This is a genomic window from Sphingopyxis witflariensis, assembly GCF_002205635.1.
Classification (GTDB): domain Bacteria; phylum Pseudomonadota; class Alphaproteobacteria; order Sphingomonadales; family Sphingomonadaceae; genus Sphingopyxis; species Sphingopyxis witflariensis.
The window spans coordinates 182,819-205,910 of sequence record NZ_NISJ01000005.1; the positions used below are offsets into that span (position 1 = coordinate 182,819).

Sequence of the window (23,092 nt, forward strand, 5' to 3'; positions counted from 1 at the left end):
GACGCCGAAGGTTCTGCTGTCGGAAATCTCCAATGCCGCCCGGCGGTGCGGTGGCAGGGCAGCGCTTTCGAGGGGGAGTTTGCGATGCGGGTTCGGGTTATGGGTCTGGCCGTGCGGGCGGCGACGATATTGGCGCTGGCGGGATCGCCGGTGCTGGCGTCCGCGGCCGACAAGGCGACAGGGTGGCGCAACTGGGCCGACCATGGCGAACGCATTGCCCTGGCGATCAGGGCGGTAAACCCCGCACAGCTCGACAGCGCCTGCCAAGGCGTCACGGGCACGGTTGTCGGGCAAGGGTTCCAATTTCCCTATTGGGGGCAGCAACTGATCGGCGTGTGCCGGGTCTATGGCCGCCTGTTCGACCATCTGAAGGACGGCAACACCACGCACAGCGCGAAAAAGAGCGAGTGCAAGGAGCTGAAACAGGCACGAAACAATCTGGCCAAGGCAACCGATGTCGCCGAGGAGCCTCGCGCACTGCCCCTCGCGCAGACGCGGGTCGTGCTGATGGACGCGATGCGCGACACTTATTGCACGTAAGGCGACGCGTGATCATTAAACCATATGGTTGACAATAGGCGCGGCGCATTTAAATTTAACCACATGGTTGAACATGATTCGCAAACACTCGATAATATCTTCCACGCACTCGGCGATGCCACGCGCCGCGCGATGCTGGCCGAACTCGCTACCGGCGGGCGCACGGTCGGCGAACTGGCCGAGCCCTTCGCCATGTCGCTCGCGGCGGCGTCGAAACATATCAAGGTGCTGGAAAGCGCCGGACTGATCCGCCGCGACGTGCGCGGGCGGACGCATCATTGCAGCCTCGAGCCCGTGCCGCTGGCGAGCGCCGACCAATGGCTCGGCATGTATCGCCGCTTTTGGACCGACCGCCTCGACACCCTCGAACAGCTGCTGCGTGCTGAGGATGCCGCCACCCTTCCCCCGAAAAAAGGAGAATGACGATGAGCACGACCCTTGCCGACGACCATTACGGCCTGTTGACCGAGCCCGCGACGCTGACGATCCAGCGCCTGCTCCCCGGCCCGGTCACCCGCATCTGGTCCTATCTCACCGACGGCGAACTGCGCCGCCTGTGGCTCGCCGCGGGCGCGATGGAGGAAGAGGTCGGCGCGCCGGTCGACTTCGTGTGGCGCAACGACGACCTCACCGACCCGCCGGGGATGCGCCCCGAAGGCTTTGGCGACGAGCATCGCATGACGTGCGAGGTTACCGCGATCGACGCCCCGCGCCTGCTGTCGATCAGCTGGGGCAGTACCGGCGGTGTGACCTTCACGCTGGAGGAACAGGGCGATGAAGTACTGCTGACGATCGTCCATCGACGCATCGAAGACCCCACCGTGCTGCTGAATGTCAGCGCGGGCTGGCACGCGCATGTCGATGTGCTCGAAGCACGACTGCGCGGCACCACGCCCACGCCGCATTGGGACAATTGGACGCAGTTGCGCAGCGTCTATGCCGAGCGCCTGTCCAGCTGATCCCGTCTTGCGACCGGGAAGCTCGGTGGTGATCCGTGCATTTTGAAGGCGGAGTTGGAAACCGACAGCAACGGCACTTGATCCACCAGCTTATAATTTGAGCATGCGATCCGCGATGGCCTTGATCGCCGTCCTGCTTTCTGCGGATGCGGACATGTTGCTAAAGATCGCCACGCCGGTGCGGGTTGCAGGATCGAGATAGGCCGCGGTGAACAGGCCGGGATCGCCGCCCCAATGGTTGATCCGCGGCACCCCGCCCAGTTCCGAGGCCATCCAGCCGAGCCCCTGACCCGTCAGCCAATCCGGCAGACCCGCAGGCGTTCGCATCTCCAGCATCTGCGCGGCCGCCGCAGCGCTCAAAATCCGTGCTCCATCAGCAACGCCACCATTGGCGGCGGCGGCGAGAAAGCGCGTAAGATCGACGATGGACGAACGGAGCATCCCCGACGACCAGTCAGGAAAACCGACCGGCTCCACGGGCGTCGGCACGTCCTCGACCATATCATAGAGCGTCGCGCGGAGCTTGTCCGGCACGTCGGCGATCTTCCAGACCGAGTGACGCATGCCGAGCGGCGCGAAAAAGTATCGCCGAACATGGTCGCGCATATCCTCGCCCGTGATCCGTCCGACGAGATAGCCGAGCAGGCCATAGCCGACATTGCTGTAATCCCACATACTGCCGGGTGCGGCTGTCGAGAAATTCCCGCCTTCGGACCAGTAGCGCCCACCGGGAACGAGATAGGCCTTGAGGAGATCGGCAAGCGGCATGAGCGAGTCCTTGCCGCGCTCGCGGAAGTCGACCTGATAGTAAATCTGGTCCGAAATGCTGGAGACATGCATCAGCAAATGCCGGAAGGTGATCGGCGTATCGGGATGGGCGGGATTGGCCAGCGTGAAATCCAGATATGGGTTCACCGGCTCATCGAGATCGAACTTGCCTGCATCGGCCAGCGCCACAACCACTGCTGCGGTAACCGTCTTCGTGATCGAGGCGATGTGGAACATCGTATCCACGGTGACCGGCCGGCGCCCCGCAATGTCCGCGAAGCCATAACCGCGCGTCAGTTGTACTGCGCCGCGCCGCGCGACCCCCAGCGCCAGCCCGGGGATTTTCGCTTTCCCCATCTCCTCCAGAACAAATGCGTCAATTTCATCGCGCGGCCGCGCGAAGGCTGGATGCGCAACCAATGGCAGCGCTGCAACCGCAACGCCGCGGGCGAGAAGGTTCCGGCGGGAAATCCGGCAATCGGCACTTGTGTCAGCTTGCATCCTATGGTCCTTCAGCGCGATAGCCCGATGACGATGCGGGCTTGCGGTTAATTACGTAGGTGACTACCTATATGTCAACCGTCTGGAGCAAGCATGAACGATTCCGACTTTCCTGCCCGCGCCGGGGGCGGCGCGATCGGCGCGCGACTCAGGCGATTGTCGGCTCGCATCGATGCCGATGCCACGCGCGCCTATGCTGTACTTGGTATCCGCTTTGAGCAGCGTTGGTTCGGCGTGCTTAACCAGATTGCCATCAACGGCCCTATGGCAGTCACCGACATCGCCTCGACGCTCGGGATCACACATGTCTCCGTCAGCCAAACACGCCAGTCGCTCGAAAAAGCCGGGCTGATCGCGTCGGACCGCGACAGTCGCGACGCCCGGCGGCGGACGTTGCGCCTGACCAGCAAAGGCCAGGATTTCGTCCGGCGTCTGGAGCCCATTTGGCAGGCCTGTGAAGACGCGGCTCGCGAGCTCGATGCAGAGGCTGGCGAGGTTGTCCGCGCACTCAGCCGGCTCGATGAGGCCATTGCCAGGAAATCGCTGTTCGACCGCATCATGGCGCGTATCGGCGGCATATGATGCGTCCAAGGGGCCCTTGCGGTCGATCGCGGCGCCATGGCCGACATCGAACGGAATCAACGCCGCGACATAATCCTCCCATTGAATTTGCGCGCGCAAAGCTTATCTCGGGATTGCGGGCCGGGCCCCTCTGACGATCGCATCGATCGTGATGTCGGACCGCATCGAGGATACTCGATGTTGGCTCGACCTATATGCTTCCCAAGCCACATCGACACCTCGGTTGGATCACAATCGGAGTCTGTGTGATGTCGCATATATTTTTCTCCTCTGCCCTCGGGCAGAAATCCGGCAATCGGTTTGGGCCGACCAGCGGGAGGGGCACGCAATGACGGGCCCCGCTGTGGGTATGCCCTGCCCCGTCTGCAAAGTGCCGCTATCGATGAGCGACCGCCAGGGCGTCGAGATCGACTATTGCCCGCAATGCCGCGGAGTGTGGCTCGATCGCGGCGAACTCGACAAGATCATCGAGCGCAGCCTGGCCGCCGAACCGGCGCAGGCGCCGTCAGCGCCGCCCCCGCCGCAACAGCCCTATCCGCAAGCCGCACCGCCCCCACCCTGGGGCCACGGGCACCATGGACATCACAAGGGATATCCGAAGCGCCGGAAATCCTTTCTGGAAGAGCTGTTCGACTAGCATATCGGACGGGGCCGGTTTGGCCGGTCCCGTCTTGCGGCACCTTTGCCGCCCATCTCTCCAACGCACAAAAAAGGGGCCGCTTTCGCGGCCCCTTTCTTTTATCCGATAGCGGAAGACTTAGTCCTTCAGAAAGTCGGGCACATGGCCCTGATCTTCCGGACCATCGTTGCGCTCGCGGCGCGGGCCGCGATCGGCGCCGCCGTCACGACGCGGGCCGCGGTCACGACCGCCACCGCCGCCACGCGGACCGCGATCGCCACGGTCGCCGCCTTCACGGCCCCGATCGCTTCTGGGACCACGATCGCCGCGCGGTTCGCGGGCTTCACGCGGCGGGCGCGTATCTTCCAACTCTTCGCCGGTTTCCTGATTGACGACGCGCATCGACAGGCGAACCTTGCCGCGCTGGTCGATCTCGAGGACCTTGACCTTGACTTCCTGGCCTTCGCTCAGGACGTCAGCGACCTTTTCGACACGCTCGTTGGCGATTTCGCTGACGTGGACGAGACCGTCCTTGCCGCCCATGAAATTCACGAACGCACCGAAATCGACGAGGTTGACGACCTTGCCGTCATAGACCTTACCGACTTCGGCTTCCTCGACGATGCCCGAAATCCACTTGCGAGCGGCTTCGATCTGGGCCGGATCGCTCGACGAAATCTTGATCAGACCTTCGTCGTCGATGTCGACCTTGGCGCCGGTGGTCGCGACGATCTCGCGGATCACCTTGCCGCCGGTGCCGATGATGTCGCGGATCTTCGACTTGTCGATCTGCATCGTCTCGATACGCGGAGCATAATCCGACAGCTCGGTACGGGCTTCGCCCAGCGCCTTCGCCATTTCGCCGAGGATGTGCGCGCGGCCTTCCTTGGCCTGGGTCAGAGCGGCTTCGAAGATCTCGCGCGTGATGCCCGCGATCTTGATGTCCATCTGCATCGTGGTGATGCCTTCGGACGTCCCAGCCACCTTGAAATCCATGTCGCCGAGGTGATCTTCATCGCCCAGGATATCCGACAGGATCGCATAATCCTTGCCTTCGAGGATCAGGCCCATGGCGATGCCCGAAACCGGGCGCTTCAACGGAACGCCGGCATCCATCATCGCGAGGCTGCCGCCGCAAACCGACGCCATCGACGACGAGCCGTTCGACTCGGTGATGTCGCTGGTGATGCGGATCGTGTACGGGAACTCGTCCTTGGTCGGCAGCACGGGGTGCAGCGCACGCCATGCCAGCTTGCCATGACCGACTTCGCGGCGGCCCGGCGCGCCGAAGCGACCGACTTCACCGACCGAATAGGGCGGGAAGTTATAGTGCAGCATGAAGTTCTGGTACGACAGGCCGTTCAGACCGTCGATCATCTGCTCGCTGTCCTTGGTGCCCAAGGTGCAGGTTGCGATGGTCTGGGTCTCGCCACGCGTGAACAGCGCCGAACCATGCGAACGCGGCAGGAAGTGCGTTTCGGCAACAATCTGGCGAATCTGCGTGGTGGTGCGGCCGTCGATGCGCTTGCCGTCCTTGAGGATGGCGCCGCGAACGATTTCGGCTTCCAGCTTCTTCATCAGCTTGGACGCGGCCAGCTGATCCTGCGGAGCGGCATCAGCGAAAGCGTCCTTGGCCTTGCTGCGCGCTTCGTTGAGCGCGTTCGAACGCGCCGACTTGTCGGTCAGCTTGTAAGCGGCGGCAATATCCTTGCCGATCAGCTTCTTCAGCTTGTCCTTGGCGGCGGTCAGATCGGCCTGTTCGGCCATCGCCCAAGGCTCCTTGGCGGCCTGTTCGGCGAGCTTGATGATCGCCTTGACGACTTCCTTACACGCATCATGCGCGAACAGGACGGCGCCGAGCATGATCTCTTCCGACAGCTCGTTGGCTTCGGATTCGACCATCATCACCGCGTCGTAGGTTGCAGCAACGACGAGGTCGAGGTCGCCTTCGGCAACCTGCGCATCGGTCGGGTTGAGGATATATTCGCCGTCGATATAGCCGACGCGTGCTGCGCCGATCGGGCCCATGAAGGGAACGCCCGAAATCGTCATCGCAGCCGACGCGGCGACAAGCGCCAATATGTCAGGCTCGTTATGGCCGTCATAGCTCAGAACATGCGCAATGGCGTTGATTTCGTTGTAGAAACCTTCGGGGAACAGCGGGCGGATCGGGCGATCGATCAGGCGGGAAACCAGCGTTTCCTTTTCGGTCGCGCCGCGCTCACGCTTGAAGAAGCCACCCGGGATGCGTCCGGCGGCCGAATATTTTTCCTGATAATGGACGGTGAGGGGGAAGAAATCCTGCCCCTCCTTGACCTTCTTGGCGGCAGTGACGGCGCACAGGACAACGGTTTCGCCCAGCGTCGCCATCACGGCGCCGTCGGCTTGGCGGGCAACCTTGCCCGTTTCGAGGGTCAGCGTTTCACCGCCCCACTCGATCGATACTTTTTTCACGTCAAACATGAGATTTCCTTCGCCCGCCGGGCCCTATGCCAGGCGGGGCCTCTAGTTCCGGGTAATCCGACCCGGGGCGGTGCGGGGCGTCTGTCTGCCCCAATGGCGGTCCCGCCGAATGCGGGAGAGCCCGTTTGGCGCCGCCATTTGCGGACGCCAATATGACAGCGGCCCCGGAAATCCGGGGCCGCCGAAAATTTCTTACTTACGAAGACCCAGCTTCGCGATGAGAGCCTGATAACGGCCCTCGTCCTTCTTCTTCAGATAGTCCAGCAAGCTGCGACGCTTGTTGACCATCATCAGGAGGCCGCGGCGGCTGTGGTTGTCCTTGTGGTGCGCCTTGAAGTGATCGGTCAGCGTGTTGATACGATCGGTCAGGATGGCAACCTGGACTTCCGGCGAACCGGTATCGCCCTTTGCGCGGGCGTTGTCGTTGATGACTTCGGTTTTGCGCTCGGCAGTAATCGACATATATTTTTTCCTTCGAACATCCTGACTTAAAGATTAAAGCCGCGCACGACCTTCAGCGTTCCCGCCAAAGCCTCGATCAGGGCGATGGGACGCATATCGCTGTCCCGTCCCCAATAGAGCCCGTCATCCGTAGCTACCCCGGTCCAGACACGACCCTGACGGATCGCCCCTGCCGCTTCCGGGGAAAGGTTCAGAGCCGGGATGTCGACCAGCCCTGCCTCCAGCGGCAGAATGAATTCTGATTGGGCGGCGCCTTGGCCGAAAGCGTTCAATTTGTCCAGCGAAATCGCCTGTTCGAGCGTGAAAGGCCCCGCCCTGGTGCGGCGCAGCATCGTCACATGCCCGACACTGCCGACCGCATGCGCGATGTCACGCGCAAGGCTGCGGATATAGGTGCCCTTCGAGACATGGGCGGTCAGGGTGATCGATTCGAGCGGCCCTGCCCCTCCCTGCTCCGCTTGTCCTGAGCTTGTCGAAGGACCGTTCTTGCTTTCAACGTCCGAAGAGGAGGACGGCCCTTCGACAAGCTCAGGGCAAACAGAGAGAGTGTGTATCACAACATTTCGCGGCTTCATCTCGACCACTTCGCCCTTACGCGCCAAGTCATAGGCGCGCTGTCCGTCGATCTTGATCGCCGAAAAGGCAGGCGGCACCTGTTCGATCGGTCCGGTGAAGCGCGGCAACACCGCCGCGACCTCGGCCAAGGTCGGCCGCACTTCGCTCGTCGCGACAGCTTCGCCCTCGGCATCGAGGCCGTCAGTCTGCACCCCGAACTTTATGGTGAAGTCATAAGTCTTGCTCGCGTCGAGCATCCGCCCGCACAGCTTGGTCGCCTCGCCAAGCGCGATCGGCAACACCCCCGACGCCAGCGGGTCGAGCGTCCCGCCATGCCCGACCTTGACCTTGCCCAGCCCCGCCTCGCGGCACACGCGCTTCACCGCGCCCACCGCCTGCGTCGAGCCGAGCCCCAAGGGTTTGTCCAATATGATCCAGCCGTTCATGCTGCGCCGCTAGAGCATTTTCAGTCCGGGTAAAACCGGACGGTTCGTAAAATGCGGCAACAGAAGCTCCGCATCGACACGAGTTGTCAATTTTGCGCGGGCGCCTTGGCAGCTTCGGCGGCTTTCCGCGCCGCCGCCTTCTCCTTCTTCGTCGGCGGCGGTGCCGAGGTAACGAAAGAGCTCAACTGACAGCGCTCGCCGCGCACGACGAGCGTCGCGAAGCGGTCGAGGCGCGAGATACCGCGGGTATCGACCCCGATCACCTGCGCGAAATCGAGGTCGCGGCAAAAGCCGGCGAAGGTGCCATAATACCAGTCGCCGCGGCGATCCTGGATCCAGATGCCGCGATCGCGGTCGGCGCGCCAGTTACGGATCGAGCTGTCGCTCGGGAAAACGATGCTCGACTCGACGCCAAGCGCGCGTTCAGTCTTGGCGGGTTCGGCAGCGGCGGCTCCAAAGGGAAGCAGCGCGGCCGCAAGCAGAATGGAAAGTGTCCTTTTCATGCCACAATCCCTAGCAATGCCGGGCTGAACCGGCACTGACCCCTTTGTTAGGCGCCGTTCATCTGCGCCGCAATCCATTCATCGGCGAGCAGCGACCATAGCCCGGTGTCGCGGATATAGCCGGTCCAGGTAATGCGTTCCGAACGCAGCACGCCTTCCTTGGTGCAACCGAGCTTGGCGACCGCAGCCTGACTCCGCTTGTTGCGCTCGTCGATGCGGAACTCGATGCGGCGGATCCCTGCATCGAACGCATGGTCGATCATCAACCGCTTCACCCGTCCATTGAAGCCGGTGCCGCGATGATCGGGGTGGATGAAACTGTTGCCGATCTCGACCGTCTGCGCCGACGCATCGGGCCGCAGCCAGGCAGTCATGCCGACGAGCGTGTCGCCGTCCATGATCGCATAGGGCATGCGCCCGCCCTTCCCGGTCAGCACGTCGAAGCTCGCATCGAAATGATCGGAATCGAAGCTCGACGAATAGATTGCCCAGACGTCGGCATCGGCGGCGCAGACCACACGCAGCGCCTTCCGGTGCGCCTCGGTCAGCTTGACGAGTTTCAGGTCGCCATCGGCGAGTTCGGTATAAAGGTGGTCAAGCATCGGCCGACGCCCCGGCTGCCTCGCGCCGCTTTTGCATGAAGTGGCGGCGGCACATTGCGACATAGCGATCATTGCCGCCGATCTCGGTCTGCGCGCCCGCAACCACCGCGCGGCCCTGTTCGTCGACGCGGAGATTCATCGTCGCCTTGCGGCCGCATTCGCACACGGCCTTCAATTCAACGAGCGCGTCGGCAATACCGAGCAGCGCCGCCGAACCGGGGAAAAGCTCCGCCGAAAAATCGGTGCGCAGGCCATAGCAGAGGACGGGAATCCCAGCCTCGTCAGCGAGCCGCGCAAGCCCCAGCACCTGCTCGCGCGTCAGGAATTGCGCCTCGTCGACGAGGACGCAGGCGAGCGGACGTTCAGCATGTTCGGCGTTCACCGCCGCCCACAGGTCGCTGTCGGGATCGAATTTATGCGCCTCTGCGATCAGGCCAATGCGGCTCGTCACCTGCCCCGCGCCATAACGATCATCGAGCGCGGCAGTCCACAGCATCGTTTCCATGCCGCGCTCGCGATAGTTGAAATCCGCCTGCAACAGCGTCGTCGATTTGCCGGCGTTCATGCTGGCGTAGTAGAAATAGAGCTTGGCCATGGGGCGAGCGATAACGCGTTCGAATAGCCTCGTCACCCCGGACTTGATCCGGGGTCCCTCTCCACCATGCTGAAAAGCGGGCCCCCGGATCAAGTCCGGAGTGACGAAGGGAGGAGCGCTGCTTGACTCGCCCACCGCCGCTGTCATGCTGCCCCCAACAGAAGCAGCACAAACAGTGGGGAGAGCTGCCATATGCGCCTGATGCCAGTGAGCGACGCAATGTTCCTTGTGGGCGAGAGCCGCGAAATGCCGATGCATATCGGCGGTATCAACCTCTACACCCTGCCCGACGATGTCGATGAGACCGATTGGCTGAACGAACAACTCGCATTGCTGCGGCAATCGGAAGGGCTACGGCGCCCGTTCAGCGAGGTGCTGAAATTGACTCCCTTCGGCCAGTACGGCCCGATCCGCCTCGAGCCCGATCGCGACATCGACATGCACTATCATGTCCGGGCCGCCGCGCTGCCCAAGCCCGGGCGCTATCGCGAGATGTTCGAACTTGCCTCACGCCTCCATTCTGGCCTGCTCGACCGCACCCGGCCCTTGTGGGAAATCACGTTGATCTCGGGTTTGCCCAATCGGCAGATCGCAACTTTCAAAAAAGTGCACCACGCCCTGATGGACGGCGCGGCGAGCATCCATTTCTATAATTCGATGCTCTCCCCCGACCCGAAGGAACGGCGCACTTATTCGCCGCTCTCGGTCGAGGCTTATGAAGCCTATAAGCGCCAATTCCCCATGGCGAAAAAGCCGCCGCGCCCCAGCCTGACCGACATCAAGGCGATTGGCGATTTCCTGAAGGAGCAATGGGGAAACAGCGTCGGGGTGACGAAGGCGCTGAACCAATATGTCGCGGCCATGTTCGGGATTGGCGGCGACGGGCTGACCACGCCCTTCAGCGGCGTGCCGCGCACGAGCTTCAACCGCAACATCACCGGTGCGCGCCGCTTCGTCGCGCAAAGCTGGTCGCTCGAGCGCGTGCGCGCGATGGGCAAGGCCTATGACGGGACGATCAACGACGCGGTGCTCGGCATGTGCGCGGGGGCGATGCGCAAATATCTGCAATCGCTGAACGAACTGCCCGACAAGCCGCTCAAGGCCATGGCGCCGGTCTCGATTCGTCCCAAGGGCGATGTCGATTCGGGCAATTCGGTCGCGTCAGTGACCGCCAATCTCGCGACGCATATCGACGACCCCGCCGAGCGGATGGCAACGATCCAGGCGTCGATGAATTCAGCAAAGGCACAGCTGCGCGCCATGACCGCCGGGCAGATTCAGCTCTACACCGCGATCACAAGCTTCCCGATGATGCTGACCGCACTGACCCGCACCGCCGACCGCTTTCCCGCTTATTCGGTGACGATTTCGAACGTGCCGGGGCCACGCGAGCAAATGTACTGGAACGGCGCACGGCTCGACGGCATGTATCCCGCGAGCATCCCGGTCGACGGCATGGCGATGAACATCACCCAGGTGTCGAACAACAAGAATATCGATTTCGGCATCACCGCCTGCAGGCGAAGCGTGCCGCATGCGCAGCGGATGATCGATTATCTGGAGGAAGCGCTGGTCGAGTTGGAGCAGGCGGCGGGGATCAAGAAATAAGCGTCGCCCCTGCGAAGGCAGTGGTCGCTATCGGCGGTGCACAAGGTTGCCAGTGGCCCCCGCCTTCGCGGGGGCGACGGCAATTATTCCTCGCCGTCGCGCTCGCCCAGATCGCGCGCAACCTTCGGGTCGCGCAGCAATTTGTCGATGTGACTCGCTTCGTCAAAGCTTTCGTCGCTCAGAAACTTCAGCTTCGCGGCATATTTCATCGTCATTTTTTCCGCGACGCTCTTTTGCAGCCAGGCGGTGTTGGTGCGCAGCGCCTTCAGCACCGCTTCCTCTTCCTTGCCGAGCAGCGACTTCACGAACACCGTCGCGTGGCGCAGGTCCGATGACATACGCACTTCGGTGACGCTCACCGGATGCTTGGTCAGCTGGTCGTCGTGGACGTCGCCGCGCGCGAGGATTTCGGACAGGATATGGCGTACCTGTTCGCCGACGCGCAGCGCGCGGACCGTGGGGCCCTTTTCCTTTTCGGTTTTCATCGGGCGTCCTTTGCCTCTTCGTCCAGTTTTGCGACGATCCGTGCGATCGAGCGCATGTTGCGCGCGGTGCCCTTGTGACCAAGCCGCTTTTCGATCCACGCACCGGTCAGTTTGCTATCGGCCACCCCGTCGCCGAAATCGATGAACAGCGCGCGGTCGCCCAGCGCCAGCTTTTCGTCGCCGCGGCCGCGATGATCGGCGACCAGCGTGTCGAACTGTTCCTGCGTCGGCTGGCCGTCGAGGAACATCGTGTGGACGAACTTGTCCTCATTCATTCCCGCAAACGGATTGTCGGCAATCGCGGCGGCGAGCTCGTCACGGCTGCGCACCAACGCGGCGGTGGCCATGTCGAAACGCTCATCGACCATCAGCGTCAATTTTTCTTCGAGCCCGCGCGTCGGCCGTTCGTCATGGTCGAACAAAACATTGCCGCTCGCAACGACGGTCTCGACCGAGGTGAAATCCTCGGCCTCGAACGCCGCGCGCAGATCGGCCATCTTCAGCCGGTTTCCACCGACATTGATGCTGCCGAACAATGCCACATAGCGAGCCATGCTGGCGCCTCCTGATCCGCGCGAAGCGGACGCTTTTTACAGCGTCCGGTCGCGCAGTTCGACTTCGAAGACTTCGAGGTGATCGCCCGCCTTGATGTCGTTGGTATCCGTCAGCACGACACCGCATTCGAGACCGGCGCGCACTTCGGCGACATCGTCCTTGAAACGACGCAGCGAAGCGATGGTCGTCGCCGAGACGATAACATCGGCACGCGTGAGACGCGCATGAAGTCCCTTGCGGATGACACCTTCGAGCACGAGCAGACCTGCGGCCTTGTCGCGCTTGCCGGCGGGGAAGACATCCTTGACTTCGGCGCGGCCGACGACGGTTTCGATCCGTTCCGGACCCAGCTCGCCCGCCATTTCCTTCCGAATTTCATCGGTCAGGTGATAGATGACATCATGGTACATGAAGCGCACTTTTTCGCGCTTCGCGATATCGCGTGCCTTGGGGTTCGGACGGACGTTGAAGCCGATGATCGGCGCATTGGTCGCCGCCGCGAGCGTCACATCGCTTTCGGTGATCGCACCGGCGCCCGACTGAAGCACGCGGACGCGGATCTCGTCGGTCGACAGCTTGTTCAGCGCATTGACGATCGCCTCGACCGAGCCCTGCACATCGCCCTTGATGATCACCGGGAACTGAATGACGTTCGCCTTGTCAGCGAGCGCCTCAAACATGCCTTCGAGGCTGACCGGCGCCTGGACGGTGCGCTTCTTGAGCGCCTCGCCATGGCGATAGGCAGCAACTTCGCGGGCGCGGGCTTCGTTCTCGACGACGGTGAGCGTATCGCCCGCCATCGGAACGCCGCCCAGACCCAGCACTTCGACCGGCATCGACGGTGTGGCCGATTTGATCTGCTTGCCCTGATCGTCGATGAGCGCGCGGACGCGGCCGCTTTCGGCTCCGCAGACGAAGATGTCGCCGACCTTCAGCGTACCGCGGCGGACGAGGATCGTCGCGACGGGGCCGCGGCCCTTGTCGAGCTTTGCCTCGATCACCGTGCCTTCGGCGGCGCGGTCGGGATTGGCCTTGAGTTCCATGATCTCGGCCTGCATCGCAATCGCTTCGAGCAGCTTGTCGAGACCGGTTTTTTTCAAAGCCGACACTTCGACATTCTGGACGTCACCGCCCATTTCCTCGACCACCAGCTCATGTTCGAGCAGGCGTTCGCGGACGCGCTGCGGGTTGGCGCCTTCCTTGTCGACCTTGTTGATCGCCACGATGATCGGCACGCCGGCCGCCTTCGCATGCTTAATCGCTTCGATCGACTGCGGTTTCAGCCCGTCGTCGGCCGCGACCACCAGGATAACGATGTCGGTGACATTGGCACCGCGCTGACGCATCTCGGTAAAGGCTTCGTGGCCCGGCGTATCGAGGAAGGTGACGATGCTGCCATCGGGGGTCTTCACCTGATAGGCGCCGATATGCTGGGTGATGCCGCCGGCTTCGCCCGCAACGACATTGGCGCCGCGGAGCGCATCGAGAAGCGACGTCTTGCCGTGATCGACATGGCCCATGATCGTGACGACCGGCGCGCGCGGCTTCAGATGCTCGGCATCGTCGACGTCCTCGTCGTGACGGATGTCGACATCGCCTTCGCTCACGCGCTTGATCTCATGACCGAATTCGGTGACGAGCAGTTCGGCGGTGTCCTGATCGATCGTGTCGATGCTGCTGGCCGGGCTGCCCATTTTGAACAGCGCCTTGGTCAGATCGCTGACCTTTTCGGCCATACGGTTGGCGAGATCCTGAACCGTGATGCTTTCGGGCACGACGACTTCACGGACCTGCTTCTCGCGCGGACCAGACGAGGAAGTGTGCGAACGCTTTTCCTTTTCGCGAGCGCGCTTCAACGCCGCGAGGCTGCGCGCACGTGCACCCTCATCCTCGTTCAGCGCACGCGTGACGGTCAGCTTGCCCGATTGGCGACGGCTGTCGCCGCCACGGGTTGCCTTCGGCTCGGGGCGCTTGGGTTCAGGGCGCGGCGGAGCCGCGACCGGAGTGAAGCGGCGCGGTGCCGGTGCGGCGCTGGTCGTCGCCCGCGGTGCGGGAGTCGGCGCAGCCGCTGCAGGCGCAGCAGCCGTTTCCGTCTTGGCGACGGGAGCCGGGGCAGCAGCCACAGGTTCGGCGGCGGGCGCAGGGGCGACCGGTTCCGGCGCGGCGACAGACGCCGGCGCAGCCTTTTCGGCGGCGCGGGCTTTTTCTTCCTCAATGGCACGGGCACGCGCGGCTTCTTCGCGGCGGCGCGTTTCCTCGAGCGCGTTCATGCGCGATTCTTCGGCCTCGCGCAGCAACTGCACCTGGCGTTCCTGACGCGACATCAGGCTGCTCGCCTCGCTGACGCGCGGCGTAGCAGCCGGCCTCGGCGGCGGCGGCGGCGCGACGGGAGCCGCAGCAACCGGTGCGGGCGCGGGCGCGGCGGGTGCCGGAGCAGCCTCGACCTCTTCCATTTCGGGCGCGGCGGTTTCGCCGGGACGCCCGAGCACGCGGCGACGCTTCACCTCGACCACCACCGTGTTGCGGCGGCCGTGGCTGAATTGCTGTTGCACCTGGCCGGATTCGACCGTCCGCTTCAGCCCCAGCGGCTTGCGGGTCAGCGTCGGCTTGTCCTGTTCGTCACTCATCGAAAACCATCATTCCTTCAAAACGCGTCCGAAGCGGCGGTGCCAGCTGGCGCCGTCCCAATTTCTTCCTCGCCGGCGGGCGGCGGAGTCTGCGGATCGGAATCGCGGTTGGACGCGTCCCTACTCCATCCTGTGAAAAACTGCCAGCGGCTCAAATGCGCAAGCACACGGGCCGCGGCGCGGGCGTCGGTCAACGCCAGATGCACCGCATTTTCGCGCCCTAATGCCATAGATAGGGTGCCGCGGTCCACCGGCAAGACCAAACCCTCGCGGCCGGAGCCTTCGGCATCCTCGCCGACGCGCCATGCCTGCGCCAATTTCTTGCGCCCGTCCTCGCCTGCATCATTGGCATGGAGAAGCAAGCGAACCTGCCCCTTGCGCGCCGCCTGCTCGATACGTTCATTGCCGCTGATCAGCGTGCCGGAGCGCGCCTCGAGCCCCAGCCTGTCGAGCGTCGCCCGCATCAACTGCGCCTCGATCCGCGCGCCGAGGTCATCGGGAATGACCATATTATTTTCGTGCAAGGCGCGGGCGAGCCCGCCTTTCAGCTTGCCTTTTGCCTGCGCGGCTTCGAGCTCGGCGCGCGGCACGCCGATCCACGCACCGCGTCCGGGCGCCTTGCCATGCACATCGGGCGCGATCTGACCATCGGGGCCAAGCGCCAGACGCACGAGCTGCTCTGCCGGAACAACTGCTCCGGACAATATGCAGCGCCGTTCGGGCACATGTTGGCCGCGCCGACCAGCGCGGTCTGGTTCGCTCAGCTGATCATTGTGCGGGGTCCGCATCGGCGGCCTCCCCGTTTTGCGGCTCTGCCGCGGGCCCAGCTTGCGGCGCAGCTTCTTCCACCGACTCGGCCGACTCTTCGTCGTCGAACCAATGGGCGCGCGCCGCCATGATGATCTCGTTGCCCTGCTCTTCGCTCAAGCCATATTCGCCCAGCACGCCGCCCTTGTCCTCAGCGCGGTCACCGCGCGGCGGGCCGCGGCGGTTGTCGGTGCGCTTCTTGGCGATCAGTTCGTCGGTAGCGAGATCGGCGAGGTCGTCGAGCGTCTTGATCCCGGCCTTGCCAAGCACGACAAGCATCGCTTCGGTCAGGTGCGGGATCTCGGCCAACGCATCTTCGACGCCCAGTTCGCGGCGTTCGGCGCGCGACGCTTCTTCGCGGCGCTCGAGCCCTTCGGCAGCGCGGCTCTGCAGTTCCTGCGCCAGTTCCTCGTCGAAACCTTCGATGCTCGCCAGTTCGTCGATGCCGACATAAGCGACTTCTTCGAGCTCACCGAAGCCTTCGGCGACGAGCAGCTGCGCGAGGGTTTCATCGACATCGAGTTCTTCCTGGAACATCGACGAGCGTTCGACGAATTCACGCTGGCGCTTTTCGCTGGCATCAGCCTCGGTCATGATGTCGATCTGGCTGCCGGTCAACTGGCTGGCGAGACGGACATTCTGGCCACGACGACCGATAGCGAGCGACAGCTGATCGTCGGGAACGACAACTTCGATGCGGCTGTCATCCTCGTCGATGACGACGCGCTGGACCGTTGCCGGCTGCAATGCGTTGACAACGAAGGTCGCGGTATCTTCCGACCAGGGGATGATGTCGATCTTTTCGCCCTGCATTTCCTGGACGACTGCCTGAACGCGGCTGCCCTTCATGCCGACGCATGCGCCGACGGGGTCGATGCTGCTGTCATAGCTGATGACGCCGATCTTGGCGCGCGAGCCCGGGTCGCGGGCAGCGGCCTTGATCTCGATGATGCCGTCGTAGATTTCGGGCACTTCCTGCGCGAACAGCTTCTTCATGAAGTCGGGGTGCGCACGGCTGAGGAAAATCTGCGGACCACGGGTTTCGCTGCGTACCGACAGGATCAGCGCGCGGACGCGATCACCGACGCGCATCAGTTCGCGCGGGATCTGCTGGTCGCGGCGGATCACGCCTTCGGCGCGGCCAAGGTTGACGACGATGTGGCCGAATTCGACCGACTTCACGACGCCGGTGATGATTTCACCGGCGCGATCCTTGAATTCCGCATATTGGCGCTCGCGGTCGGCTTCACGGACCTTCTGAAAGATCACCTGCTTTGCCGACTGGGCGTCGATGCGGCCGAGATCGACTGCGGGCAGCGGATCGACGATGAAGTCGCCCAGTTGAGCGTCTTTCTGCAGCTTCTGACCGGCGGCCAGATCGACCTGTTTGAAATAATCCTCGACCTGTTCGACGACCTCGACGACGCGCCACAAGCGCAGGTCGCCGGTCTGAACGTCAAGCTTGGCGCGGATGTCATTCTCGGCACCGTAACGGGCGCGCGCCGCGCGCTGGATCGCTTCCTCGATCGCCTCGATGACGATCGCCTTGTCGATCATCTTCTCGCTGGCGACGCTGTTGGCAATCGCCAGCAGTTCGGCGCGGTTGGCAGAAATGGCAGTGGCCATCAGTCCTGTCCTTCTTCTTCCAGTTCATCGGCGCCGTCGCTCGACAGCGGGATGGTTGCGGCAATTAATTTGTCGGTGAGAACGAGCTTCGCCGTATCGATCGCGTCGAACGGCAGTTTATGCTCGACCCCTTGCGTATCTTCTATCGTCACGACATCGTCCTCGATGCCGATCAGCAGGCCGCTGAAGCGTTGACGCCCGTCGCGCTTTTCTTTCAGCGCAACCTTGGCCTCATGCCCCGCCCAGTCGGCGAAGTCGGTGCGGCGCGTCAGCGGCCGATCGATGCCGGGCGACGACACTTCCAGCCGGTAGGCCTGCGCGATCGGGTCCTTGCCCGCTTCCTCGAGCGCGTCGAGCTGGGCCGAAATGCGGCGCGACAGATCGGCACAATCCTCGATAGTCAGCTGGCGCGTCGCGGGACGCTCGGCCATCACCTGCAGCGTCGGGTCGCTCTCACCGCCGAAAAAGGCGACGCGCACGAGCGCAAGGCCCATCGCCTCGGCTTCGGGTGCAATGATCGCATTCAGGACGTCGAGATCGGCCAATATATTATCCCAAAAATCATGATCGAAAAGCCATGCAGGAACGGCCGCCGCGGCCCGCGGCCCCGACGTCCCAACTGGCTAACCATGTCAAGAAGTAGGCGGCATATAGGCTGACGAGGGTGAGTCGGCAAGGGGGAATGCTGCGTCAGGCTTCGCGGCGCGCGTTGCGGAGCCAGCGCTTCGCCGCGAGCGCGACGAAGCCGACGAGCAACCCCCAAAAAGCCGATCCCAGACCAAAGGCCGCGAGCCCCGATCCGGTGGCGAGAAAGGTCAGGATCGCGGCGTCGCGCTCATCGGCGGCCGACAGCATGGCATCGATCGCGCCGGTCAGCGCCGGGATCAGCGCGACCCCGGTCAGCGCCGCGATCACTTCGGGCGGCAGCGCAAGGAACAGGCGCACGAGCGCGGGGGAGAAGAGCGCAAGGAGAAGATAAAAGCCCGCGTAGATCACTCCGACCACCCAGCGCCGATCGCGGTCGGGGTGAGCGTCATCATTGGTGCAGATCGCGGCGGTGATCGCGGCCAGATTGACCGCATGCGCACCAAAGGGTGCCATCAGCACCGACATCATCCCCGTCCCGGCGATCAGCTTGCCCGCCGGCGGCACATAGCCCGCGGTCCTGAGCACGACGATCCCCGGCAGATTCTGCGACACGAGGGTCACGAGGAAGAGCGGTACGCCGACGCTGAGAATCGTCTGCGCGTCAAACTGCGGCCATATCGGAAGCAAGGCCCCGAAAATCGGCCCCGATGGAAGATGCGCCACATCGCCGCGCGCCAGCGTCAGTATAAAGCCGGCGACGAGCACCAGCAGCAGCGCATAGAGCGGCGCCCGCTGCCGCGCGATCACGAACACCCCGACGAGCAGCGCGACCAATGCAGGATCGCCGGTTCCGACACGAAAGAGCCCAAGGCAAAAGGGCAGCAGCACCCCCGCGAGCATCGCGGACGCCACCGAAGCGGGAATCCTTTCGGCGATTCGGCCCAGCGCGGGAATCGCCCCAAGCCCGACCATCAGCAACGCCGCGGCGAGGAAACAGCCGACGGCGACCGGCCACGACAGGCCCGGGGCGGTCGCGGCGAGCAGCGCGGCACCCGGCGTCGACCAGGCCAGCACGACCGGCATGCGCAGTCGCAGCGAAATCATCGCGCCGGCGACCGCGATGCCGAGGCACAGCGCCGTAACCGCGCTTCCGGTCTGCTCGACCGAGGCGCCGAGTGTCCGCATCGCCTGCACGACGAGGGCGATCGTTCCGCCGAAACCGATCAGCGCCGCGATCAGCGCGGACGACCAGGCATTGATGGGAGGCAATCTAAACATCGCCCCCCCCCTAACCATGTGGCAGATGACGGGAAAGCCCCGCCATCATCGGCACTGCCATGATGGCATATAGCTGGCGCGCGGAGGTCAATGCCCGGCGACGTCCCGGCAAATATTCGCACGAAAAGCCGGGCGGATTGGCCCGAATTCGCAACGAACCTTGACTTTTCGGCAAAATAACGCCAAGTTACTCGTGCTAACGTCGCCTGCGACGGAAATTTGATGCCTCCAGGCTGATCCTTCCCTTCACACGCTACCAGCTCCGCCGGTGCTTTTGCCGGTGGATACCCCTGTTTTCGTGAAAGGAAACATCCATGCCCATCGGCACCGTAAAATTCTTCAACTCGGACAAAGGCTATGGTTTCATCGCCAATGAGGACGGCTCGGGCGACAGCTTCGTGCACATCACCGCCGTCGAGCGCGCCGGTATGGCGACGCTGAACAAGGACCAGCGCGTTTCGTACGAACTGGAAACCGACCAGCGCGGCAAGACTTCGGCTGTCAATCTTCAGCCGGCCTGATCTTGGCCAAAGAAGAAATTATAACCTTCGATGGTGTGATTGACGAGATCCTGCCCGACGCCCGTTTTGGCGTCGTGCTGGAAAATGGTCATCGCATCATCGCCTATACCGCCGGCCGGATGCGACGTTTTCGCATCCGGTCGGTCGTGGGCGACGCGGTTCGCGTCGAAATGACCCCCTATGACCTGACCAAGGGTCGCGTGATCTATCGTGAACGCGGCGCAGGGGCCCCCGTCGGCGCGCAGCGCAAGCGCCGCTGACCAACAACCAAAACAAAAGATAAAATTACAGGACTATATGATTCATCAATACCAGGACTATCCGCAAAATTCCGCGGGCCGGCCGGCCCCGATGGCAACGACCGCCAAGCCGGCCCGGCGATCGCCGACCCTCTCGCGCCGCGAGCTGCAACGCCTGATCGCCCATATGATCGACTGAGCGCCACACGGCGTTCGGTATAACCCCAAAGGAGCAAGGCCGTGTCGACCACCAGCGACTATTATCTGGCGCAAGCCGCCAAATGCGCTACCGACGCGGCCGCTTCGTCTCTGGTTCAGGTACGCGACCGCAGCCTGCGCGCCGAACAGGCGTGGCTGTCGATGGCCGACCGGCTGATCCGTACCGAAGAGGCGCGCGCCGAAAAGGAAAAAAAGGCTGCCGCCGCCGGCGAATGAAGCCGGTTTTGGCCTGCCTTGGAATATTCCGGCGCCGCCTTTCCCCAAGAGCCGACGGATAAGGACATCGGGCGCGCATGCGCGCAAATGTGCGGATTGCCCCGCATCGGATCTGCCTCCATTGCGAAGCACGAAACTACGAACGCACGAAATCGGTTCGATGTGGCCCGATTCTCGAATTTAGCGGCGGAATACTCGAAGCGTATTTCCCGCCGGCGATCGATGACGAATTCCTTTGGCAGCGGCGCGCGCCGGACGCGTCCGTAACTTGATATTAAGCCGCACTCATTATCGTCAATCCGGGCAATCGACACACGAGAACAAAGGCGATGCGAACTCCGAAAATCAGCGTCGTCATGTCGGTGTACAATAACGCGCCCTATCTCCCGAAATCGATCGAGAGCATCCTGGGCCAGACATGCGGCGATTTTGAATTCATCGTTATCGACGACGGCTCGACCGACGGTTCGGGCGCAATCGTCGATGGCTATGCCGCCCGCGACGCACGGGTGCGCGCGATACATCAGGAAAATCGGGGGACGATCGCCGCAGCAACCCGCGGGCTGGAACTCGCGCAGGCCGAACTGATCGCGCGCATGGATGGCGACGATATTGCCGATCCTGTACGATTCGAAAAGCAGGTCGCCTTTCTGGATGCCCATGACGACGTGGGCGCGCTGGGAACGTGGATTTGGGTGATCGACGAGGACGACGCCCCCCGCTTGCCCGGCGGAGATCCCCCGACCGATCCGGCGGAGATCGCCGAATCGCTGCGGCACAGCAGCCCGATCATGAATCCGACCGCGATGATGCGAAAGTCAGTCGTCGACCGGGTCGGTGGCTATCGCCCGGCGTATCGGCATTGCGAAGATTATGACTATTGGCTGCGCTTCTCGGAGCAGGCAAAGCTGGCCAATCTGCCCGAGCGCCTGCTCCTCTATCGCTATTATGACGGACAGGTCAGCCAAAAGCATGCGACCACGCAGCTGCTCGGCACCGTCATCGCCTATGCGGCCTATCAGGAACGCATCGCGGGACGCAGTGATCCCACCGAAGGCTTGACCGAAATGCCCCGCGTCGACGCGCTTCCCGGCTTATTCGGCCGCGATGACCTGCCCCGCCTGGCCCGCGAATTCGTGCTGCCCCAAATCGAATATCGCCCCAACGCTTTTCAGAATGGCGGCATGGAATTGCTGGTCGAAGCGCTGCGCCAGCGCGAGGTGACCGACCTGCCCCGCACGCTGAAGGTCGCGGCGCGACTGCTGCGCGCGGGACAATATGGCAATGCAGTCCGAATCGCCAAAGCGGCGATATTAGGGTAGGGGCGGCAATCCAGCCATGAAACCCGAACTCAACCTCACCGCCCGCGCGACGTGGCGCGACCCGGTGCCGGAAAAACCCGCAGGCCCGGGGCGCAATTTCTGGGCGGCGTTGGCGGCCGCGGTGGCCGTCGCCTGCCTTGCCTTCCTGCTGTCGAGCGGACAGCTGCGCGGACCCGCTGGTTTCGGCCCCTATCAGGTCACCGTTCCGGTCGCCTTCAAACCCCATGACCCTGCGCGCTGGGCGATCATGACTGCTGAGGATTATGCGGCGGCCCTGAAGATCGACCCGACACTGCCCGATCCGAACAGCGTCGATTATGGCGATGCCGCCGCAACACCCCCCGCCGAGCCCGCGCTGCTGCGCGACGAGGCCTTTGTCGGCCCGCCCGCCAAAAGCTATGCTTTTCGCGGAGTCACTGCGCTCGACCGCGAGCGCGCCCATTATTGCCTTACCGCCGCCATTTATTACGAAGCCGCATCCGAAAGCGACGACGGGATGCGCGGCGTTGCACAGACGATCATTAACCGCGTTCGCCACCCGAGCTTCCCCAACACCGTGTGCGGGGTCGTCTTTCAGGGATCGCAGCGCGCGGGAGTGTGCCAGTTCACCTTCAGTTGCGATGGGGCGATGGCGCGGGCGCCGAGCAAGCCGAACTGGCTGCGCGCGAGCCGCATCGCGTCGGCGGCGCTCGGCGGATATGTCTTTCCCAAAGTCGGTCTGACCACCCATTATCACACGCAGGCGATCTGGCCGCGCTGGGGCAAGAGCCTCGTGATGACCAACATCGTCGGCGCACATATTTTCCACCGCTGGCGCGGGCGCTGGGGCATGCCCGACGCGTTTCGCGCGCCCTATCTGGGCCGCGAGCCGGTTCCCGGCCCCTATTTGCCGATCGCGCAGCAGGTCGCGATCCTGCGCGGTGGTGCGGTCGCGCCCTCTGGTCTGGTTCCCGACATCAGCGGCGCACTCGCGGCACCTCTCCCGAACGTCGCCGCCGCGCCGACACCGGGGGCGATGGCACAGCAGAACGCTACGCCAGTCGCTTCCGCCCCAACCCCGCCGCCCACCGCTTATAGCGACCCGCGGCTCGGCCAGTCGGGTCAGGTCCGCGAAGAATTCCGCAAGAGCGGAGAGTGGATTCAATAGGGCGAAAGGCCTCGGCTGCCCCCTCACCGACAGGGAGTCCTCCATGGGACAAGTGAAGGGAATTGGCGGGCTGTTTTTCCGGGCGCGCGCGCCCGATGCACTGAACGCCTGGTATCACCAACCGCTGGGCATCGGCGCGGGCTGCAACGCCGACGACAGCGGTCCGATCGAATTATGGGAGCCGCCGAAAGCCACCCCCGCCTGATCGTCACCCCGGCCCACGACGATGAGGGGCCACGCAGGGTGGAGATCCCGGCTT

26 protein-coding genes are annotated in these 23,092 nt (G+C 63.5%); 12 read left to right on the forward strand and 14 right to left on the reverse strand.

Annotated features, from left to right (window positions below):
• Window positions 1–84 precede the first annotated feature (84 nt).
• From CDQ91_RS11400 to CDQ91_RS11410, 3 genes are all read left to right on the forward strand, one after another.
• Window positions 85–540 carry a hypothetical protein gene (locus CDQ91_RS11400; protein ID WP_144036760.1) on the forward strand — a complete coding sequence of 152 codons (456 nt, stop codon included), beginning with the start codon at window positions 85–87 and terminating at the stop codon, window positions 538–540.
• Window positions 541–603: 63 nt separating this feature from the next.
• Window positions 604–963, forward strand: coding sequence for an ArsR/SmtB family transcription factor (locus tag CDQ91_RS11405; RefSeq protein ID WP_088472851.1), 360 nt, complete (start codon window positions 604–606; stop codon window positions 961–963).
• A gap of 2 nt (window positions 964–965) precedes the next feature.
• On the forward strand, window positions 966–1,499 hold the full coding sequence (locus CDQ91_RS11410; RefSeq protein ID WP_201791891.1) for an SRPBCC family protein: 534 nt from the start codon (window positions 966–968) through the stop codon (window positions 1,497–1,499).
• Window positions 1,500–1,589: 90 nt separating this feature from the next.
• On the opposite strand, the gene CDQ91_RS11415 is transcribed toward CDQ91_RS11410, so the two are convergent.
• Entirely contained in the window at window positions 1,590–2,768 is a 1,179-nt protein-coding gene (locus tag CDQ91_RS11415; RefSeq protein WP_088472853.1) for a serine hydrolase domain-containing protein, read from the reverse strand.
• A 93-nt stretch (window positions 2,769–2,861) separates the two neighbouring features.
• Between CDQ91_RS11415 and CDQ91_RS11420 the strand changes: the two genes are divergently transcribed.
• Both CDQ91_RS11420 and CDQ91_RS11425 read left to right on the forward strand, forming a co-directional pair.
• Window positions 2,862–3,350, forward strand: a complete 489-nt coding sequence (locus CDQ91_RS11420; RefSeq protein WP_088472854.1) for a MarR family winged helix-turn-helix transcriptional regulator — start codon at window positions 2,862–2,864, stop codon at window positions 3,348–3,350.
• Window positions 3,351–3,678: 328 nt separating this feature from the next.
• Window positions 3,679–3,987, forward strand: coding sequence for a TFIIB-type zinc ribbon-containing protein (locus CDQ91_RS11425; RefSeq protein WP_088472855.1), 309 nt, complete (start codon window positions 3,679–3,681; stop codon window positions 3,985–3,987).
• 120 nt (window positions 3,988–4,107) lie between these two features.
• Here CDQ91_RS11425 and pnp read toward each other — a convergent pair whose 3' ends face one another.
• The 6 genes from pnp to CDQ91_RS11455 all read right to left on the reverse strand — a co-directional run bounded on the left by pnp (window position 4,108) and on the right by CDQ91_RS11455 (window position 9,595).
• Complete coding sequence (pnp, locus tag CDQ91_RS11430) at window positions 4,108–6,432, reverse strand: polyribonucleotide nucleotidyltransferase (protein ID WP_088472856.1); 2,325 nt, start codon at window positions 6,430–6,432, stop codon at window positions 4,108–4,110.
• A gap of 192 nt (window positions 6,433–6,624) precedes the next feature.
• The gene (gene rpsO / locus CDQ91_RS11435; RefSeq protein WP_088472857.1) at window positions 6,625–6,894 is read right to left on the reverse strand and encodes a 30S ribosomal protein S15; all 270 of its coding nucleotides are present in this window, start codon (window positions 6,892–6,894) and stop codon (window positions 6,625–6,627) included.
• Between the two features lie 26 nt (window positions 6,895–6,920).
• On the reverse strand, window positions 6,921–7,895 hold the full coding sequence (truB, locus tag CDQ91_RS11440) for a tRNA pseudouridine(55) synthase TruB (RefSeq protein ID WP_088472858.1): 975 nt from the start codon (window positions 7,893–7,895) through the stop codon (window positions 6,921–6,923).
• Window positions 7,896–7,981: 86 nt separating this feature from the next.
• Window positions 7,982–8,398 carry a DUF6491 family protein gene (locus CDQ91_RS11445; protein ID WP_088472859.1) on the reverse strand — a complete coding sequence of 139 codons (417 nt, stop codon included), beginning with the start codon at window positions 8,396–8,398 and terminating at the stop codon, window positions 7,982–7,984.
• A gap of 47 nt (window positions 8,399–8,445) precedes the next feature.
• Window positions 8,446–9,000, reverse strand: coding sequence for a GNAT family N-acetyltransferase (locus tag CDQ91_RS11450; protein WP_088472860.1), 555 nt, complete (start codon window positions 8,998–9,000; stop codon window positions 8,446–8,448).
• Window positions 8,993–9,595, reverse strand: a complete 603-nt coding sequence (locus tag CDQ91_RS11455) for a thymidine kinase (protein ID WP_088472861.1) — start codon at window positions 9,593–9,595, stop codon at window positions 8,993–8,995. Before CDQ91_RS11455 ends, CDQ91_RS11450 begins: the two co-directional genes overlap by 8 nt.
• Before the next feature lie 192 nt (window positions 9,596–9,787).
• On the opposite strand from CDQ91_RS11455, the gene CDQ91_RS11460 reads away from it, so the two are divergent.
• Complete coding sequence (locus CDQ91_RS11460; RefSeq protein ID WP_088472862.1) at window positions 9,788–11,203, forward strand: WS/DGAT/MGAT family O-acyltransferase; 1,416 nt, start codon at window positions 9,788–9,790, stop codon at window positions 11,201–11,203.
• Between the two features lie 83 nt (window positions 11,204–11,286).
• Here CDQ91_RS11460 and rbfA read toward each other — a convergent pair whose 3' ends face one another.
• The 7 genes from rbfA to CDQ91_RS11495 form a co-directional block, all read right to left on the reverse strand.
• Window positions 11,287–11,688, reverse strand: coding sequence for a 30S ribosome-binding factor RbfA (gene rbfA, locus CDQ91_RS11465; protein WP_088472863.1), 402 nt, complete (start codon window positions 11,686–11,688; stop codon window positions 11,287–11,289).
• Window positions 11,685–12,242, reverse strand: coding sequence for a DUF1697 domain-containing protein (locus CDQ91_RS11470; protein ID WP_088472864.1), 558 nt, complete (start codon window positions 12,240–12,242; stop codon window positions 11,685–11,687). The genes rbfA and CDQ91_RS11470 overlap by 4 nt, the downstream gene beginning before the upstream one ends.
• Window positions 12,243–12,278: 36 nt before the next feature.
• Window positions 12,279–14,870: a translation initiation factor IF-2 gene (gene infB / locus CDQ91_RS11475; protein WP_088472865.1), complete on the reverse strand. Its 2,592-nt coding sequence runs from the start codon at window positions 14,868–14,870 to the stop codon at window positions 12,279–12,281.
• 17 nt (window positions 14,871–14,887) lie between these two features.
• The gene (locus CDQ91_RS11480; protein WP_088472866.1) at window positions 14,888–15,658 is read right to left on the reverse strand and encodes a DUF448 domain-containing protein; all 771 of its coding nucleotides are present in this window, start codon (window positions 15,656–15,658) and stop codon (window positions 14,888–14,890) included.
• Complete coding sequence (nusA, locus tag CDQ91_RS11485) at window positions 15,639–17,303, reverse strand: transcription termination factor NusA (protein ID WP_088472867.1); 1,665 nt, start codon at window positions 17,301–17,303, stop codon at window positions 15,639–15,641. Before nusA ends, CDQ91_RS11480 begins: the two co-directional genes overlap by 20 nt.
• A complete protein-coding gene (rimP, locus tag CDQ91_RS11490) occupies window positions 17,303–17,848 on the reverse strand; it encodes a ribosome maturation protein RimP (protein ID WP_088472868.1) in 546 nt (181 codons plus the stop codon). The genes nusA and rimP overlap by 1 nt, the downstream gene beginning before the upstream one ends.
• Window positions 17,849–17,993: 145 nt before the next feature.
• A complete protein-coding gene (locus CDQ91_RS11495) occupies window positions 17,994–19,169 on the reverse strand; it encodes a benzoate/H(+) symporter BenE family transporter (protein ID WP_088472869.1) in 1,176 nt (391 codons plus the stop codon).
• Between the two features lie 314 nt (window positions 19,170–19,483).
• Here CDQ91_RS11495 and CDQ91_RS11500 point away from each other — a divergent pair, with 314 nt between their 5' ends.
• The 6 genes from CDQ91_RS11500 to CDQ91_RS11530 all read left to right on the forward strand — a co-directional run bounded on the left by CDQ91_RS11500 (window position 19,484) and on the right by CDQ91_RS11530 (window position 23,038).
• On the forward strand, window positions 19,484–19,690 hold the full coding sequence (locus CDQ91_RS11500) for a cold-shock protein (RefSeq protein WP_088472870.1): 207 nt from the start codon (window positions 19,484–19,486) through the stop codon (window positions 19,688–19,690).
• A 2-nt stretch (window positions 19,691–19,692) separates the two neighbouring features.
• Window positions 19,693–19,950: a translation initiation factor IF-1 gene (gene infA, locus CDQ91_RS11505; RefSeq protein ID WP_088472871.1), complete on the forward strand. Its 258-nt coding sequence runs from the start codon at window positions 19,693–19,695 to the stop codon at window positions 19,948–19,950.
• A gap of 219 nt (window positions 19,951–20,169) precedes the next feature.
• Window positions 20,170–20,364: a hypothetical protein gene (locus CDQ91_RS11510; protein WP_088472872.1), complete on the forward strand. Its 195-nt coding sequence runs from the start codon at window positions 20,170–20,172 to the stop codon at window positions 20,362–20,364.
• A 329-nt stretch (window positions 20,365–20,693) separates the two neighbouring features.
• Entirely contained in the window at window positions 20,694–21,686 is a 993-nt protein-coding gene (locus CDQ91_RS11520; RefSeq protein ID WP_088472874.1) for a glycosyltransferase family 2 protein, read from the forward strand.
• Window positions 21,687–21,702: 16 nt separating this feature from the next.
• Entirely contained in the window at window positions 21,703–22,833 is a 1,131-nt protein-coding gene (locus CDQ91_RS11525) for a cell wall hydrolase (RefSeq protein WP_088472875.1), read from the forward strand.
• Between the two features lie 43 nt (window positions 22,834–22,876).
• Window positions 22,877–23,038, forward strand: a complete 162-nt coding sequence (locus tag CDQ91_RS11530) for a hypothetical protein (RefSeq protein ID WP_419722560.1) — start codon at window positions 22,877–22,879, stop codon at window positions 23,036–23,038.
• Window positions 23,039–23,092: the final 54 nt, after the last annotated feature.

Bases quoted from the DNA above. Each gene is read 5' to 3' on its own strand.
- CDQ91_RS11400 (WP_144036760.1), top strand. From the start codon at position 85: ATGCGGGTTCGGGTTATGGGTCTGGCCGTGCGGGCGGCGACGATATTG.
- CDQ91_RS11405 (WP_088472851.1), top strand. From the start codon at position 604: ATGGTTGAACATGATTCGCAAACACTCGATAATATCTTCCACGCACTC.
- CDQ91_RS11410 (WP_201791891.1), top strand. From the start codon at position 966: ATGAGCACGACCCTTGCCGACGACCATTACGGCCTGTTGACCGAGCCC.
- CDQ91_RS11415 (WP_088472853.1), bottom strand. From the start codon at position 2,768: ATGCAAGCTGACACAAGTGCCGATTGCCGGATTTCCCGCCGGAACCTT.
- CDQ91_RS11420 (WP_088472854.1), top strand. From the start codon at position 2,862: ATGAACGATTCCGACTTTCCTGCCCGCGCCGGGGGCGGCGCGATCGGC.
- CDQ91_RS11425 (WP_088472855.1), top strand. From the start codon at position 3,679: ATGACGGGCCCCGCTGTGGGTATGCCCTGCCCCGTCTGCAAAGTGCCG.
- pnp (WP_088472856.1), bottom strand. From the start codon at position 6,432: ATGTTTGACGTGAAAAAAGTATCGATCGAGTGGGGCGGTGAAACGCTG.
- rpsO (WP_088472857.1), bottom strand. From the start codon at position 6,894: ATGTCGATTACTGCCGAGCGCAAAACCGAAGTCATCAACGACAACGCC.
- truB (WP_088472858.1), bottom strand. From the start codon at position 7,895: ATGAACGGCTGGATCATATTGGACAAACCCTTGGGGCTCGGCTCGACG.
- CDQ91_RS11445 (WP_088472859.1), bottom strand. From the start codon at position 8,398: ATGAAAAGGACACTTTCCATTCTGCTTGCGGCCGCGCTGCTTCCCTTT.
- CDQ91_RS11450 (WP_088472860.1), bottom strand. From the start codon at position 9,000: ATGCTTGACCACCTTTATACCGAACTCGCCGATGGCGACCTGAAACTC.
- CDQ91_RS11455 (WP_088472861.1), bottom strand. From the start codon at position 9,595: ATGGCCAAGCTCTATTTCTACTACGCCAGCATGAACGCCGGCAAATCG.
- CDQ91_RS11460 (WP_088472862.1), top strand. From the start codon at position 9,788: ATGCGCCTGATGCCAGTGAGCGACGCAATGTTCCTTGTGGGCGAGAGC.
- rbfA (WP_088472863.1), bottom strand. From the start codon at position 11,688: ATGAAAACCGAAAAGGAAAAGGGCCCCACGGTCCGCGCGCTGCGCGTC.
- CDQ91_RS11470 (WP_088472864.1), bottom strand. From the start codon at position 12,242: ATGGCTCGCTATGTGGCATTGTTCGGCAGCATCAATGTCGGTGGAAAC.
- infB (WP_088472865.1), bottom strand. From the start codon at position 14,870: ATGAGTGACGAACAGGACAAGCCGACGCTGACCCGCAAGCCGCTGGGG.
- CDQ91_RS11480 (WP_088472866.1), bottom strand. From the start codon at position 15,658: ATGCGGACCCCGCACAATGATCAGCTGAGCGAACCAGACCGCGCTGGT.
- nusA (WP_088472867.1), bottom strand. From the start codon at position 17,303: ATGGCCACTGCCATTTCTGCCAACCGCGCCGAACTGCTGGCGATTGCC.
- CDQ91_RS11495 (WP_088472869.1), bottom strand. From the start codon at position 19,169: ATGTTTAGATTGCCTCCCATCAATGCCTGGTCGTCCGCGCTGATCGCG.
- CDQ91_RS11500 (WP_088472870.1), top strand. From the start codon at position 19,484: ATGCCCATCGGCACCGTAAAATTCTTCAACTCGGACAAAGGCTATGGT.
- CDQ91_RS11520 (WP_088472874.1), top strand. From the start codon at position 20,694: ATGCGAACTCCGAAAATCAGCGTCGTCATGTCGGTGTACAATAACGCG.
- CDQ91_RS11525 (WP_088472875.1), top strand. From the start codon at position 21,703: ATGAAACCCGAACTCAACCTCACCGCCCGCGCGACGTGGCGCGACCCG.
- CDQ91_RS11530 (WP_419722560.1), top strand. From the start codon at position 22,877: ATGGGACAAGTGAAGGGAATTGGCGGGCTGTTTTTCCGGGCGCGCGCG.